General features: G+C 68.8%; 8 protein-coding genes. 2 read left to right on the forward strand and 6 right to left on the reverse strand.

Annotated elements, in window-relative coordinates:
* Nucleotides 1-141: 141 nt before the first annotated feature.
* Both CHEID_RS08010 and CHEID_RS08015 read left to right on the forward strand, forming a co-directional pair.
* Nucleotides 142-1,629 (forward strand): zinc-dependent metalloprotease, encoded by a 1,488-nt coding sequence (locus CHEID_RS08010; protein WP_112769936.1) that lies wholly within the window; start codon nt 142-144, stop codon nt 1,627-1,629.
* 167 nt (nt 1,630-1,796) lie between these two features.
* Nucleotides 1,797-2,702 (forward strand): hypothetical protein, encoded by a 906-nt coding sequence (locus tag CHEID_RS08015; RefSeq protein WP_273661052.1) that lies wholly within the window; start codon nt 1,797-1,799, stop codon nt 2,700-2,702.
* On the opposite strand, the gene CHEID_RS08020 is transcribed toward CHEID_RS08015, so the two are convergent.
* The 6 genes from CHEID_RS08020 to CHEID_RS08045 all read right to left on the reverse strand — a co-directional run bounded on the left by CHEID_RS08020 (nt 2,699) and on the right by CHEID_RS08045 (nt 14,727).
* Nucleotides 2,699-4,834 (reverse strand): ATP-dependent DNA helicase UvrD2, encoded by a 2,136-nt coding sequence (locus CHEID_RS08020; protein WP_273661053.1) that lies wholly within the window; start codon nt 4,832-4,834, stop codon nt 2,699-2,701. The two genes, CHEID_RS08015 and CHEID_RS08020, sit on opposite strands and share 4 nt — an antisense overlap.
* Nucleotides 4,835-5,908, reverse strand: a complete 1,074-nt coding sequence (locus CHEID_RS08025; RefSeq protein WP_112770119.1) for a potassium channel family protein — start codon at nt 5,906-5,908, stop codon at nt 4,835-4,837.
* The gene (locus CHEID_RS08030; RefSeq protein WP_112770120.1) at nt 5,901-9,434 is read right to left on the reverse strand and encodes a UvrD-helicase domain-containing protein; all 3,534 of its coding nucleotides are present in this window, start codon (nt 9,432-9,434) and stop codon (nt 5,901-5,903) included. Before CHEID_RS08030 ends, CHEID_RS08025 begins: the two co-directional genes overlap by 8 nt.
* Nucleotides 9,434-12,763 (reverse strand): ATP-dependent DNA helicase, encoded by a 3,330-nt coding sequence (locus CHEID_RS08035; RefSeq protein WP_273661054.1) that lies wholly within the window; start codon nt 12,761-12,763, stop codon nt 9,434-9,436. The genes CHEID_RS08030 and CHEID_RS08035 overlap by 1 nt, the downstream gene beginning before the upstream one ends.
* A gap of 65 nt (nt 12,764-12,828) precedes the next feature.
* Nucleotides 12,829-13,755 (reverse strand): TIGR02569 family protein, encoded by a 927-nt coding sequence (locus CHEID_RS08040; RefSeq protein ID WP_238599442.1) that lies wholly within the window; start codon nt 13,753-13,755, stop codon nt 12,829-12,831.
* A 6-nt stretch (nt 13,756-13,761) separates the two neighbouring features.
* Nucleotides 13,762-14,727, reverse strand: a complete 966-nt coding sequence (locus tag CHEID_RS08045; protein ID WP_273661056.1) for a DUF3152 domain-containing protein — start codon at nt 14,725-14,727, stop codon at nt 13,762-13,764.
* Between the last annotated feature and the right edge of the window lie 14 nt (nt 14,728-14,741).

Raw genomic sequence — 14,741 nt, forward strand, 5'->3', positions numbered from 1 at the left:
ACCCGTCTCACCTTACCTTCCGCCCGCCCCGGCACCCAGGCCAGGCTCCCCCTCCGAGCCGATGAGTTGTTCGCTCACAGCGCACGCCGGGATGGCCCGAGGCGGGCGACGAAACAATTCCTTCTCAGTAGGGTTGGGAACATGAGTAACTTTGGTTTTGGCTCCTCCTCGTCCAACGATGACTCGGACGACGACCGCCACAACAATGATCCGAACCAGAACCCCTTCGGATTCTTCTTCGGCATGGGCCCGCAGGGCCCGGGCGGGGGCAACGGGGGTTTCGGCGGAAACTTCGGTGACATGCTCAACCAGTTCGGGGCGATGATCAGCGGCTTCGGCTCCGACCTGAACAACTCCGACGGCAACGGGGCCGTGAACTACGCGATGTCGGAGCGGATCGCCCGTCGGCACATTGCGGACGCCAAGGGGCCCAAGCCCACGGATTCTCAGGCCGTCGCGGAAGCTGTGCGCTTGGCCGAGCTATGGCTCGATGAAGCCACTGCGCTGCCCGCCGGAGCTACCGGTTCCGTCGCCTTCGGCCCAGAGCAATGGCTGGAGGAGACCCTACCGACCTGGAAGCGACTGGTGGATCCCCTCGCGGAAAACCTCGGGAAGGCCGCGATGGGGGGCGTCCCCAAGGAAATGCAGGAACACATGGGTCCCATGGCGGGCATCATGAAGCAGGCAAACGCCATGAACTTCGGTGTTCAATTGGGCACCACACTCGGCGAGCTGGCCAAGGGCGTAGTGCTCTCCACCCAGTGGGGCATGCCTCTGGCGCAGGGACGCACCGCCGCCATCGCTACCAACCACCTAGAGGAGATGGCCAAAACCCTCGGCGCGGACCGCCGGGAAACCCTCATCTATCTGGCCTGCCGCGAAGCCGCCCACTTCCGACTGTTCCAGCACGTCCCCTGGCTGGCAGAGCGGCTCATTCTGGATGTGGAAGAGTTTGCGGCCGGGCTGGCCCTGGACAACTCCGCCATGGAGGAGGCCTCCGGGGAATTCAACCCGGAGATGCTCAACGACCCCGAATCCCTCAAGGGCTTCATGGAACGCCTGCAGGGGGCCGACCTCTCCCCGAAGGTCGTCAGCTCTAACGCGCACGCGCGCCAACGCCTGGAGACAAGCCTCAGCCTCGTGGAGGGATGGGTGGACTACGTCGTCGGCGCGGCCCTGGGATCCCGCATGCCCAACTCCGCCATGCTCGGGGCGGCGTGGTCCTCCTTCCGCAACAACGGGTCCCCCATGATGGAGGCGCTCACGAAAACAGTGGGCATCAGCCTAACCGCCCCCAAAGCCAACGAAGCCGCCGAGCTCTGGCGGCGCCTGGAGGACGCGGTAGGCACTGAACGCCGAGACGCCGTGTGGAACCACCCGGACTTCCTGCCGGTGGCAGAGGACCTGGACAATCCCGCCGGATACATTGGGAAAATCGCCTTCGACGAGGACGAGATGTCCACCTTCGACCCCATTGGGGAGATCGAGAAACTCGAGCGCGACAACCAACAGCCTGACACCGAAGAGCAACCGTCAGCCGGGGACGACAACGACACCAACGACAACGGTGACAAGAGCAACAACGGGGACAACGACAACAACGGCGAGGAACCCGGCAACAAGAACTAACTGGACAGGTCGGCCCCCCCCACCAGGACCACCTGTGGAAAACCCGGCGCCGCCCCGGGGGTTCCCACGTCGGCGGTGGTTATACTCAACCGCCGAGAACGTCTCCCGCCCCCCCAGGGGGGAAGAGGTGGGAAACAATAGCGACAAAGGGGGGAACCACCGGGGCCATGACCGCGCAACCAGAACCATCAGCACCCCCCACGCGGGCCTCAGCGGAGCTGGCGGTAACCGGCCCCGGCCCCCTGTTGTGTCGGCTGCGCCCCGGCCTGGCCCTGCTCGTCCGGCCTAGAGGTGCGGTCCAGTTCGGCACGCACCCCCACACCGCCCGCATCCTCCCGCTGCCCACCACGGTGAGCCCCGGACAAGTCGTGTACGTCCTGGACCGTGCCCGGCGCCCCACCGAAAGCCACGCCCTGGCCACCAGCCTCAGCCACTGCGGCATCCGCCCCAGCCAAGCTACGGGCATAGTGAGCGAACTGCTGGCCGCAGGCGTTCTGCAACCCGCGCCGCCAACCCCCACCGCCCACCGGCCCTGGCACTACCTGCACACCGGGCGCGTCAGCCAGGACGTCGCGGACATCCTCCAGCGGGACGGCATCCCCACCACCCCCGTCCGCCGCCCCGGGGGTGAACCGCTCCTGCTCGCCGGCATGCTCTTCCCGCCGGCGGACCTCACCTACCAGCTCATGGAACGGCGAATCCCCCACTACCCCTTCGGCATCCTCGACGGCCACGCCGTCGCCGGCCCCCTCGTCCTCCCCGGCCACACCCCCTGCCTCAGCTGCCTGGACCACCTATACCTGCACCAAGACGCGTTGTGGCGCAGCATCCGCCTGCAGGCCGCCGCCCGCCCCACCGGCACCACCCACACCCTCAGCGAACTGCTCGGGGCCCTCGTGCGCAGCATTTTGCTCACGCACCTGGACCCCTGGCGGCAGGCCGGCTGCCCGCCAGCACCCCTGAGCCCAGAGCTCACCCAGCGCATCAGCATCGCGCCACACGCCCTGGACCCCACCCGCGAGCCCATCCCCGCCGCCCCCGACTGCCCGGGCTGCGAACTCGCCCGGGCCTAGGCGTAGTTCCGGGTGATGGCCAGAATGTCCTCGCCGAAGCGCTCGATTTTCACCGGCCCCATCCCCGGCACTTGTACCAGCTCCTCGGCCGTCGTCGGCATCCGCTGCACGATCGCACGGATCGTCGCATCCGTCACCACGGTGTACGCCGGAGCCCCCAGGGCCTTCGCCTGCTCCAACCGCCACTGCCGCAGCGCTTCTACCACCACCTGATCGCCGTCCAACGCGTGCTCGCCGCACCGGGACAAGATCCGCATCTCCGGCGTGCTCAGCCGAGCCCCGCACACCATGCAGGCGTGTTTCGGGGCGCCCAGCTTCTCCCCCTTGCCGCCGGTCCCCCTCCCGCGCGCGGATCCCCCTCGGCCCGGCGCGCCGCTGCTGGCGTCCCCAGCCACATTCGGCACCAGATCGTCCAGGAACCGCGAGCGCACCCGACTGGACCGACCCCCCGCCTGCCGAGCCACCGGCCACGACAGGTGCAGGTGCTCCCGGGCGCGCGTCACCCCCACGTACAGCAGGCGGCGTTCCTCCTCGATGGCCTCCTGGGCGCCGGGGCCTCGGGTGGCGTAGTGGATGGGCAGCATGTCGTCGGTGAGGCCTACGAGGAACACCGCATCCCACTCCAAGCCCTTCGCCGCGTGAATGCTGGCGAGGGTCACGCCCTCCACCCGCGGGGGGTTCTTCGCGCTCGCGCGCTCCTGGAGCATGCCGAAGACCGTGGGGAAGGTTAGCTGCGGGGAGGCCGTGGTGATCTCCTCCACCAGTTGCGCGAGCGCATTGAGGGACTGCCAGCGCTGGCGTTCCTCCGCGCCCGTCGGTTCGGTTGGGGTCAGGCCCACCGGCACGAGGCTGGCCCGCGCGGCCTGGGCCACGTCCCCCTCCTCCGGTTGAAACTCCCCGGCCGCGGCCTTCAGCGCCGCCATGCCCTGGCGCACCTCCGCCCGCGCGAAGAAGCCCTCGCCGCCCTTGACCTGGTAACCGATCCCGGCGGTATCCAGGGCATGCTCGATGCTCTCCGATTGGGCGTTGATGCGGTACAGCACCGCGATTTCGGACGCCGCCACGCCGCGCTTGAGCAACTTTCCGATGCGGGCGACGACCTGCTCCGCCTCCTCGGTGGGATCCGCGTACTCCTCGAAGGTGGGCTTTGGCCCCGCCGCGCGCTGGCCCTCCAGGCTCAGGCGGGATCCTGCGATGCGGCCCGTCGCGCGGCCGATGAGGTCGTTGGCCAGGCCCACGACCTGGGGTGTGGAGCGGTAATCGCGGTGCAGGCGGACGGTCACCGCCTCCGGGTAGCGGGTGGAGAAGTCCATGAGGAAGCGGGGGGTGGCCCCATTGAAGCTGTAGATCGTTTGATTGGCATCCCCCACCACCGTGAGGTCGTCCCGCTGGCCCACCCAGGCCTCCAGCACGCGTTGTTGCAGCGGCGTGACGTCCTGGTACTCGTCGACAACAAAGCTGCGATAGCGGGAGCGGAACTCGTCGGCGATGCCCGGGTTCGTCTCGATCGCCGCGGCCATGTGCAGCAGGAGGTCGTCGAAGTCGAGCAGGATGCCCTCCCCCGTGGTCTTGGACTGCTCGTAGGCGTTGAAAACGGCGACGAACTGTTCCGGCGGCACCGGGCAGTCCCGCCGATCCGGTTCCACCCGCGCCGGGTACTCCTCCGGCACGACCAGGGAGGACTTGGCCCACTCGATCTCACCGACTAGGTCCTTGACCACCGTCTTGGAGGGCTCCACCCCGCACCGCCGGGCCGCCCGGGAGACCAGGCGGTACTTCGAATCCAGCAGGGCCCAGGGCAGGTCCCCGCCGGCATAGCTGCGCCAGAAGTAGCTCAACTGTCGGCGGGCGGCGGCGTGGAACGTCTTGGCCTGCACACGGGCCACCCCCATCATGGCCAGGCGCTCGCGCATTTCCGCCGCAGCCCGGGAGGTGAAGGTGACGGCGAGGACTCCGTCTGGGTTGACGTAGCCGCCGTCCACGAGGTGGGCGATGCGGTGGGTGATGGTGCGCGTCTTCCCTGTCCCGGCTCCGGCGATGATACACACGGGCCCGCGCGGGGCGGTGGCGGCGCGTAGCTGCTCCGGGTCCAGGCCGCTGAGGTCCACGGCCCTTGGAGAGGCGGGGGCCATCTACTGCTCCTCCTCTGGGGTGGGGTTGCCCCGCACGAAGAGGATGCGATCGCCCGGCTCGATGGTCTCCGCTTCCGCCGAGTCGATGCGGTAGAGCTCCCCGGATCGGACCACGCCGAGGACGATGTCCTCCAACACGCGGGGGTTGCCCCCGACTTCCTCCTCCACCACGAGGCGCTCGGCGATGGAGAAGCCCTCGTCCGGGCTGAGCAGGTCCTCCATCATTTCCGTCACCGAGGGGGTCACAGTGGCCAGGCCCATGAGTCGGCCGGCGGTCTCGGAGGACACCACCACCGAGTCCGCCCCGGACTGGCGTAGCAGGTGGGAGTTGTCGGACTCCCGCACGCTCGCGACGATCGTGGCAGACGGGGCGATCTCGCGCACGGAGAGTGTGATGAGCACCGCGGTGTCGTCCTTGTTGGGGGCCACCACCACGGCCCGGGCCCGGTTGACCCCGGCGAGCTTCAGCACATCCGAGCGCGTCGCGGAACCGTACACCGTCACCAGCCCCTGCGCTTCGGCGAGGTCCAGCACTTCCCGGTCGTAGTCGATGACCACGATCTGGGCGGGGGACACCCCGTCCGCGAGCAGCGCGGAGATGGCGGAGCGGCCCTTCGTGCCATAGCCAATGACAATGGTGTGGTTGCGCATGCGTTTCCTCCAGCGGCGGATTTGCAGGGTTTTGCGGGATTCCTCCGTCAGGACGGAGAGGGTGGTGCCGACCAGCAGGATGAGGAAGATGACCCTCATGGGGGTGATGAGGAAGATATTCATCAGCCGGGCGTGCTGAGTCACCGGCGAGATGTCTCCGTAACCGGTGGTGGACAGGGACACGGCCGCGTAGTAGACCGCATCCACGAACGTGTCCAGCTTGGTGTAACCCTGCCGGTCCATGTACACCGTGATGGCCGTGAGCAGCAACAACACGACGGCGTAGGCCATCCTCCGCAGGATCAGCCACCAGGGGCTCTGCTGCTCCGTCTGCGGGATGCGCACGATATTGAGCAGCGCGTGGTGCGGCAGCTCGTCGACCTCTCGGTCGGCACGGAACCGGTCCCGCAACCTGTCATCCATCTATCAACCGTTCTAATTCTTCAGCATCTGGCAGTGTATCCGGTTCGAAGGTCTCGTTGGCCTTCACGTAGTGGAAGGCGGCGCGGACATTCTGCTCGGGCACGTGGACGCCCAGCTCGGCGGATAGCACCCTCGCCCAGGCCAGCCGGTACACCGCCAACTGCATGATGGCCGCGGGCATCTCTGCGGGCCCCGGCTTGCTGCCCGTTTTCCAATCGAGGACCAGCCAGCCACGCGCCGGGTCGGTGGCGTCGTGAAAAACGGCGTCGATCCGACCCTCGAAGACATACCGGCCGATGGTGACGGAGTAGGCCCCCTCCACGCTCTCCGGCTGCCGGTTGGCCCATTCGGAGGCGAGAAATTGCCGCTTGAGCTCGGCGAGCTGGGGGTCCTGGAGGCTAGCGTCGGAGGCGCCGGGCAGCTCGTCATAGTCCATGAGAGAAGTGATGTGGTAGTGCTGTTCCACCCAGTTGTGGAATGCGGTTCCCCGTTTGGCCATTGGTTGTGGACGCAAGGGAACGGGGCGCCGCCGACGGCGGGCGAACTCCTCCTCATCGCGTCGCAGGGAGACGGCCTCCGTGGCGGTGAGGCGGGCGCCGAGGGGCACCACCACCTTCTCCCTCAGTTCGGCGGCGTGTTCCTCCAGCAAAAGCTCCGTCTCAGCGCACCACTGCTGCGCCAGCTCGGAGGAGGAGGCCGGGGCCTGTTTGGGGTCTGCGCGGGTGACGAGGGCCACTGCCTCCGCGAAGTCCGGGTCCCGCTGGGATAGAGGTTCTTGCGGCCAATGCGGGAGCGATCGCGGATCAGGATCGCCCTGCGCCGCCTCCGCATCGCGCCGCGCCGCGTAGTCCGCGCTGAGATCCAGGTGGGCGGCGCTGGGGAACATGAGCTCATCCTCCCGGGTGAGCTGGCCGTCCTCGACGGCCTTGAGGTGCTTGGAAGTCACCTTCGCCCGCAGTGCGGACCAGTGCACCACCGGTCGTCCGGGATGGGCCAGCGGGGGCGTGCCCGGATCGCTAAACACCACATCGGGACTGAGCGCATTGCGCAGCAGGGTGAGGGCCACTGCCGGGTCCTTGGCCCCCTGTCCGCCCTGCGGGGAGAAAGCGGAACCGCTGGCCAGCAGGACCCGCTGGGTGCGGGTGATAGCCACGTAGAAGACGCGGTCCGACTCCTTGGCCCCGTAGGCCCGCACCCGGGAGACGAAGTCCATCACGGCCTTTTTGTGGTCGGTGTGGGTGCCGACCTCGGCGGTATCCAGCACGGGGAAGGCGTGGGGCCCGTCGGCGTCTCCGCGCAGGGCGGAGGGCACCAGTGCCGGGGCGCTGGCCCAGGTCCGCGCGGATTTGGGGCAGGTGGCGTCGTCGTAGGCGCTGCGGTCGCAGTGGGGCACGGCGACGATGTCCCACTCCAGCCCCTTGGCCTTGTGCACGGTGAGGATCTGCACGGTGTTTTCCCGCTTGCTGACCTCCCCCGGCTCCAGGCCCGCCTCCTGGTCGTGGGCGGCCCGCAGGTAGTCCACGAGGGCGGCGGGATCTGTGCCCCCCACCTCCGCAAATCCGCGCACAACCTCCGCGAAACGGTCCAGGTGGCTGGTCCCCAGGGCGCTTTCCGCGTCGGCGTGCCAACGGGTCAACACCTCCACCCGCATCCCTATCATGCGCTCGATGTCCGCCACCAAGTCCGGCAGGGCTTTGCCCAGGCTGTGCCGGCGCAGGTAGCCCAGTTCCGCGGCGAGGGCTGCGATCCGCTGGGCCCCGGCCGGGCTCATCCCCTGGTCCACGGCGTCCGAAAAATCCGCCGCCGCCTCCGCCAACCCCACCGTGCCCTCAGCGGGGTTGGGGATGAGCTCCGCCAGTGTCTCGGCCAAGGGCGAGTCAATGCCGGCCAGGTGGGCGGGCAGTTCCTGGGGTTCGGCGGCCACCTGGCTCCCCCGGTGCTGGATCTGGGCGGTCCGCTCGGACAGGACCGCCAGGTCTGCGGCACCGATGTTCCACCTGGGGCTGGTGAGCAGCCGCAGCATGGCGACGTCATCGGTGGGATCCACCAGCACGCGCAGGGTCGCATACACATCGGCCACTTCCGGCTGGTCCAGAAGGCCGGGGCCCGCCGTCATCTCGGCGGGCACGCCCCGCTCCCGCAGCTTGGCGTAGATGGGCGGGGCGTCCATGTTCCGGCGAACTAACACGGCCGCGCTGAAGGTCCCGCCCTCCGCGCGCAGGTGTTCCTCCCAGTGCCGCGCCAGCTCGTCGGCCAACCAGTCCAGCTCCTGCTCGCGCTCGTCGAAGAAGCCCACGTTGATCTGGGCTTCTTGCGCGTTGGGGCCGGCCGTCAGCGGGGAGACCGGGCGCTCCCCCACCCGCATGCCTGCGACCTCCATGGACCAGGCGGACACCTCGTTGGCCAGGTCGAGCACCCCGGCCGGGTTGCGGAAGGAGGTGGTTAGCTCCAGCTTGCGGGCCGGCTCATCGCCGACGGGGAAATCGGTGCGGAAGTTCTCCAGGTTGGAAGCCGTGGCCCCGCGAAATCCGTAGATGGACTGCATGGGATCCCCCACCGCAGTCACCATGGGCGCCGGCGTGCTGCCCTGCCCGTACAGACTGCGCAGGAAGACGCGCTGAGCGTGGCCGGTGTCCTGGTACTCGTCCAGCATCACCACGTGGAAGCGGCGGCGCTGGGCCTCCCCCACCTGCGGGTGGGCCACCACGAGCTGCGCGGCCTTCGTCATCTGCTGGCTGAAGGTCATCAACTGCAGCTCGTCCAGCCGCGCCCGGTAGGCCGCGACCACCGGCAGCAACTCCAGGCGGGTCCGCTGCGCGGTGAGGAACTTCTCGTTGTCCTGGTTCAGCTTGGGGGTCACGCCATCGGCTGCGGTCCCGGCCACCGCCAGCAGCTCGTCGATGGCGCTCTGGGTTTCCTCCGCTACCTCCGCCGGTTCGATGAGGTGGTTATCCATCTCGTCCGATAGCTGCTTCACCGCCTTGATCAGCTCTGGCACCTGGGCGTAGGCCCGCACCCGCCCCTGCCATTCGAGGGCCACATCGCGCAGCAGGATCCAGCGCTCGGCCTCGGTGATAATGCGGGTGGCTGGCTCCACGGGGATGAGCAGCCCGTATTCCCGCACGATCGTGCCCGCGTAGGAGTCGTAGGTGGACACTGCCGGGGCAATGTTCTGCAGGGCCGCGCGCCGGGGATCCTCGGCGGGCAGATCCTGCATGAACTCGCTGTTGGCCAGGGCCTGGAGCCGGCTGCGAATGCGCTGGCGCAGTTCCGTGGCGGCCTTGCGGGTGAAGGTCAGGCCCAGCACGTTCTCCGGGTTGACGTATCCGTTGGCTACCAGCCAGACCACCCGGGCAGCCATCGTCTCGGTTTTTCCGGCCCCGGCCCCGGCGACCACCAGGTAGTTGCCGGTGGGTGGGGCCGAAATCACGGCGGCCTGTTCCGGGGTGGGCGGATGCTTCTGGCCCACCAGCTTGGATAGCCGTTCCGGGGTGACGCCAGGCCCGGAAATGTGTTCGGGGTGCATCACACTACCGCCTTTCCTTCGGGTTGAGCTGGGCAGATCGAAGTCAGGTCACAGCGCACGCAGTGCTTGCCCGGGATAGCCCGGAAAACCGGGCCGCTGACTGCGGGTGCCAGGTCCAAGAGCCACTGCGCGAAGGCTTCCCGCTCCTCCGCCGTGCTGGCGTTCTGCCGCCTTAGGGAGGGGCCCGACTTGACGGGTACGGCCGGGTAGACCAGGGCGGCACCCGCCGGTTGGTGGCCCTGGAGGGCCAGCGCAAACTGGTAGCTGGCCAACTGGGGACTTTCGGCCGCCTGATCCTTGGTCAGCGTGTGATTTCCAGTTTTGAAGTCGTACACCGTCGCCTCTCCATTGCCCGCGATGGCGATGAGATCGGCGCGGCCGCTGATCCGCACAAGTGTGCCTTCCTCGGTCTGGCCCACCTCCCCGGTCAGCCAGTGCTCGCTGAGCAGTCTGCCGGGCGGATCGGCGTGCTCCAGCTCGTCCTTAGTCTTGGTGATCCACCGGTGGAGCCCGCGCACCGCGGCTTCCCACTTGTCGGCAGCCTCCTCCAGCGCCGCCTCGGAAGGGGCTTCTACCAGGTCCGGGAGCACTGCGTGAATGGCCGCCACGGCATCGTCCTCCCCGAGGCCCGTGATGATGGCTTCCGCCACCGCGTGCACCGCGATCCCGATGCGCATTTGCGGTGTGGACTCTCCCACCCCTTGGTGTTGGTTCATGAACACCTGGAAGGGGCAGTTGGCCAGGGCTTCCAGACCCGAGGGGCTCAGCCGGAGCTCCCCGTGCCGATCGAGGATGAGGTCCGCCGTGGAGGGGGGCAGGGCACCGAGCCACTGGTGGGGCAGGGCCGCGTACACCTCTTTCGCCCCCATCCGGGCCAGGTTCTGCGCGGCCACCTGCCGGTCCGGGTAGGGCAAGTGGGGATTGCGCACGGCGTGGCGCATCTCCGCGAGCACCGGCTCCAGAGCCAGGACGCGGGGCAACGCACTCTCTGCGGGGTGCTCATCCTCGCCCTCCCCACTCGGCTTGCCGGTGATTACCACCGCCGCGGTCTGCGCCAGTTCAGCTACGAAGCGGGAGGGCTCGTATCCCTCCCCTGTGGGACTGTCCACGGCGGTGACCACGGTGCGCTGCCGAGCCCGGGAGAGCGCGAGCAGGAATAGGCGCCGCTCCTCGTGCAAGGCGGCCACGTGCCGGGAGACGTAGGTGTCCGGGCTGATCCCCCGGTCGATGAGGTCCACCAGCTCCTGCTGGCCGAACAGCCCGCCCACGGTAGGCCCGGCGGGCCAACTGTCCTCCTGGACCCCCACCACGCACACGAGGTCCCACTCCCGTCCGGCCGCGGCGTGGGCGGGGAGGATTTCCGCCGCACCCGGCCGCACCCCCCGCCGGTCGCGCCCCCCTGTCGGCAACTCCTGGGCGCGCACCGTGGACAGGAACGTCCCCAGGGAGGCAGAGGGGTTGCGTTCCACGAAATCCCCGGCCATGTCGAACAGGCTCATAACCGCGTCCAGGTCCTGGTCCGCCTGGGACCCGGCGGTTCCCCCGCGCAGCGCCTGCGTTTGCAGCGAGGCGGAGAGCTTCGTCTTCTCCCAGATCTCCCACAGCACCATCTCCACACTGCGCCCCTGGGCGTAGGCCTGCCTCCCGGCGTCCAAGACCCGGTGCACGCTCTCCAGCATCCCCAGCTCCCGCGGGCCAAAGGCCGCAGTCCACTGGCGTTCCTGCTCCGGGCTAGCCTGGCGATTAACCAGCGCGGCCAGGCACTCCGCCACACCAAAGGGCAGCCCGTCCTCCTCCCGGCGCGGCAGGTCCGCAGACCCGGTGGCGTGCTGCTTGGCCAGGGCACGGGCGATGGCCCGCTCCACCCGCCGGCGCGTCATCGGGTCCGCCTCCCCGATGGAACTGGCTAGCAGGCTATCCACTTCCGCCACACTCAGCTCGCGCATCGACGCCTCCGCGGCGAGCAGAAGCGTGCGAACGAGCGGCTGTTCCGCCAGCACGGTGCTCGTCGGATCCACGGTCACCGGAACCCCGTGGGATAGCAACACCCGGCGCAGCGGCGCGATCTGCCCGGTACCGCGCACAATGACGGCGATCCTGTCCCACTCCACGTGGTGGGCCACGTGGGCCCGGCGGATCACATCCGCCACGTACAGCCCCTGCGCTGTCACGCTGGGCGCCCGATACAACTCCAGTTCCCCCGGGTTGTCCGGCGCCGCGGCGCGCAGCGGCACCCGGGTGCTCACCGCGGGCAATCCGGCGGTCATGGCGGTCACGGCACCCACTGCCGCAGGACCCAGCCGGTGGCTCGCAGATAGCACCACCCGGTGCTCCTCGTCGGCCGCGTGTCGGGAAAGAAAGGCCTCGTCAGCCCCGCGGAAGTGGAAGACGCACTGATCCGGGTCCCCCGCGATGAGCGTCCGCGTTCCGGGGGTGAAAAAGTTCTCCACGAACTGCGCCGCTGCCGGGTCCAGGTTGTGGGCGTCATCCACCACAATCAACCGCAACCCCTGCTTCATCCGCAGCAGGAAATCCCGGCCCTCCCCCGGCGCATCCACCGCCGCCACCGCCGCGTGCAGCAACTCGGATGCATTGAGGTTCTCGGAGCCGCTCAACCGCTGGATCTGGGCAAACTCTTCCATAAACCGCCCGGCCCCCACCCACATTGGCCGCCCATGAGCCTCCCCCAGCTCACAGAGCTCCGCCGGGCCGATGCCGCGCTCCGTGGCGCGCAGAATCACGTCGCGCAACTGCCGGGCAAAGCCCACCATCGGCAGCGCCGGCACCATCTCCTCGGGCCAGTAGCGGTTGCCGTCAATCCGCTGCCCCTGCAACATCTGCTGGATCAGCGCGTCGTGCTCCGCACCTGTGATGAGGCGTGGCAGAGGCCGATTCTGCTGCTGCCGAATCGCCCGATACACCGCAAACGCCCAGGAGTGCACGGAACGCACCGGGGATCCGGAGGCCGCGTAGCGCTCATCTTGGCGCAACCGTTCGAACAACTCCGTTCGCACCCGGGTCGCCGCTTCCTTGCTGGGGGTGAGGAACAGTACCTCCTCGGCCCGGTTCCCGCCCTGGGTCAAAAAGTCCGCGACGGCATCCACCAGCAAGCTCGTCTTGCCCGTCCCCGCCCCACCCAAAACTGCATAGGGGCGCGCGTAGTCCAGGCGCGAATCCCCGGTGACCAGGCCCGCTGGCACCCCGGACCAGGTGCGAGGGGTCGGTACTGCGCTCGGTGGGTTGGCATCCACAATCACGGTGGGACGCCGCGCCGCACCCATGCGCGCCTCGGGGCTATCGGCGGAATCGGAAGGCGGTAGCGGGTTCATGCCACCCAGTGTGGCACGCGGCCGGGACATCGCGAATGGGCCGCCCGATTCACCCGTCTTGCCCCCTAGCCGCGCCCCTCGGCGCGCATCGCCTCCATCCGGGCCACCACCACATCCGCCACCCGGGCCAACCCCGGCCACGCCACTGCGCGGGACTGCGGGTGCAGGGCATGCACAAACAGGCGATACATCACCGCCCGCAGGGCCAGCTCCCAGAAGTCCGGCAAATGCTGCCAGCGATCCAGCAGCGCATCCGGCCCCCCGGCCCAGGCCATCGAATCCACCACCAGAAGAGCCACCGACCACGCCGTCGGATGCCACATCGGCACCAAGTCCGTCACCGCGGGATCCGCCACCCCATCGAAGATCACGCACCCGGCGATATCCCCGTGGACCAGTTGCTCACGCTCCCCGATCTTCCCCCGCAACCCCGCCGCCCGGGCCGCGCGCACCAAAGCCTGCGCCACATCCTCGCGGGGCACCGCCTGCGGGTCCAACACCGCAGTGATCCAAACGCTCGGATCCGGGGCGAAGGCCGCGGCATCGGCCGCCCGGAAAATCTCCTCCTCCCCAAAGGACTGTCCGGGGTCCGGGGGCAGCAGGAACATCGGCCGCGGCTCCCCCACCAGCGCCTCATTCATCCGCAGCGCCGCCGCCGCCATCTCGTCGAAGCGCGGGGCCCCATGCCCGGAGAGGAAGGTTCGCGCCCGCCACCCGGACACGCTGAACCGCCCATCACTCGACACGATGGGGCGGCTCACGGACACCCCGGCCGGGCGCACCCGAGTCATCACCCGCGCCACCCAGGCCGCCTGATCCTGCGGCGCGCTGCGAGAAATGACCGCCCGCTCGCACCGCCAGCCCTGGCCCCACGAATCCTCTAGCAGGACGGGGTGGGCCGCGGGCACCTGGAAGCTAGCCAGGATGTGCTCCGGCGGCATGGGTGCGCTGGGGCCCGCGGCACCCAAGTCCTCGGTAACGCGGTCGTTCATCGCCGCTCACCGCCCCTGCAGCGGAAAGGGCCAGGGGTTCGGCCGGCAGGTCGTGTCGTCATCGCCGTACACCTCATTCGGCTCGATCTTTTTCAGCGTCCGATTGTTCAAGCTGAGGGTCTGCTGCATCATCACCGGGGCCAGGGCACCGTTCTTTTCACAGGGCTGGTGGTTGGCGAAGCCGATGCCGTGGCCCACCTCGTGGCTGATCATGTACTGCCGGTATCCCCCCAGGTCCCCCTCGAAGGGCAGGGCCCCACGCACCCACCGGCCCTCATTGAGCACTACGCGCCCGCCATCGGAGTAGAAACAGCTAGTCTCCATGGCGAACTCCGCCCCACAAGTATCCGCCGTGGTCTTCTGCGTGCTGAGCTGGATCCGCAGGTCCGGGTGCCGATCGTTTGTTTCCGTGATGTGCTGGAAGGCGAACTTGGGGTCGTGCGTCCAGCCCTTGGGGTTGGCCAAGGTTGCGTCCACCATGGCGGCGAAGGCCCCATCCCCGCCGAAGGTGGAGGAATCGATGCTGTCTTCCACCTCCACGACGTAGGTGAAGACCTTCTCCCCCTTGCCCACCTTTTGGCCCGGCTCCCCCACAGTCCGGTACTTGCCGCTCGCCGTCTCCGTCAGCGGCCCACCGTGGGGCAGGTCCCCCACCTTGTAGCCGGTGTACTGTCCGTCCGGCACCGGGCCTTCAGCCCCATCCCCGGAGCTTTCGACCGCGGCCGTGGGGGCGGAACCCTCGCCACCCCCCGAGTGCAGGGCATCTCCCAGCAACAGGCCGCTGACCAGCGCCGCGACGACGAGGACGAGGGTTTTCCACCGCCCCTCCTCCAGCAAACCCCGGGCGGAGCGCTTGGGCCGGGCCCTCCGCTGCGGGGCCGGCAGGTCGAACTGTTCCCGGCGCGCGCGATCCACCCCCGGCCGCCGGGTGGGGCGGCTGGGGGTGGGCGGCGGCAGGGGGGAGCGATTCATCGAATTGCCACAGC

Source organism: Corynebacterium heidelbergense (assembly GCF_028609845.1).
GTDB classification, from domain to species: Bacteria; Actinomycetota; Actinomycetes; order Mycobacteriales; family Mycobacteriaceae; genus Corynebacterium; species Corynebacterium heidelbergense.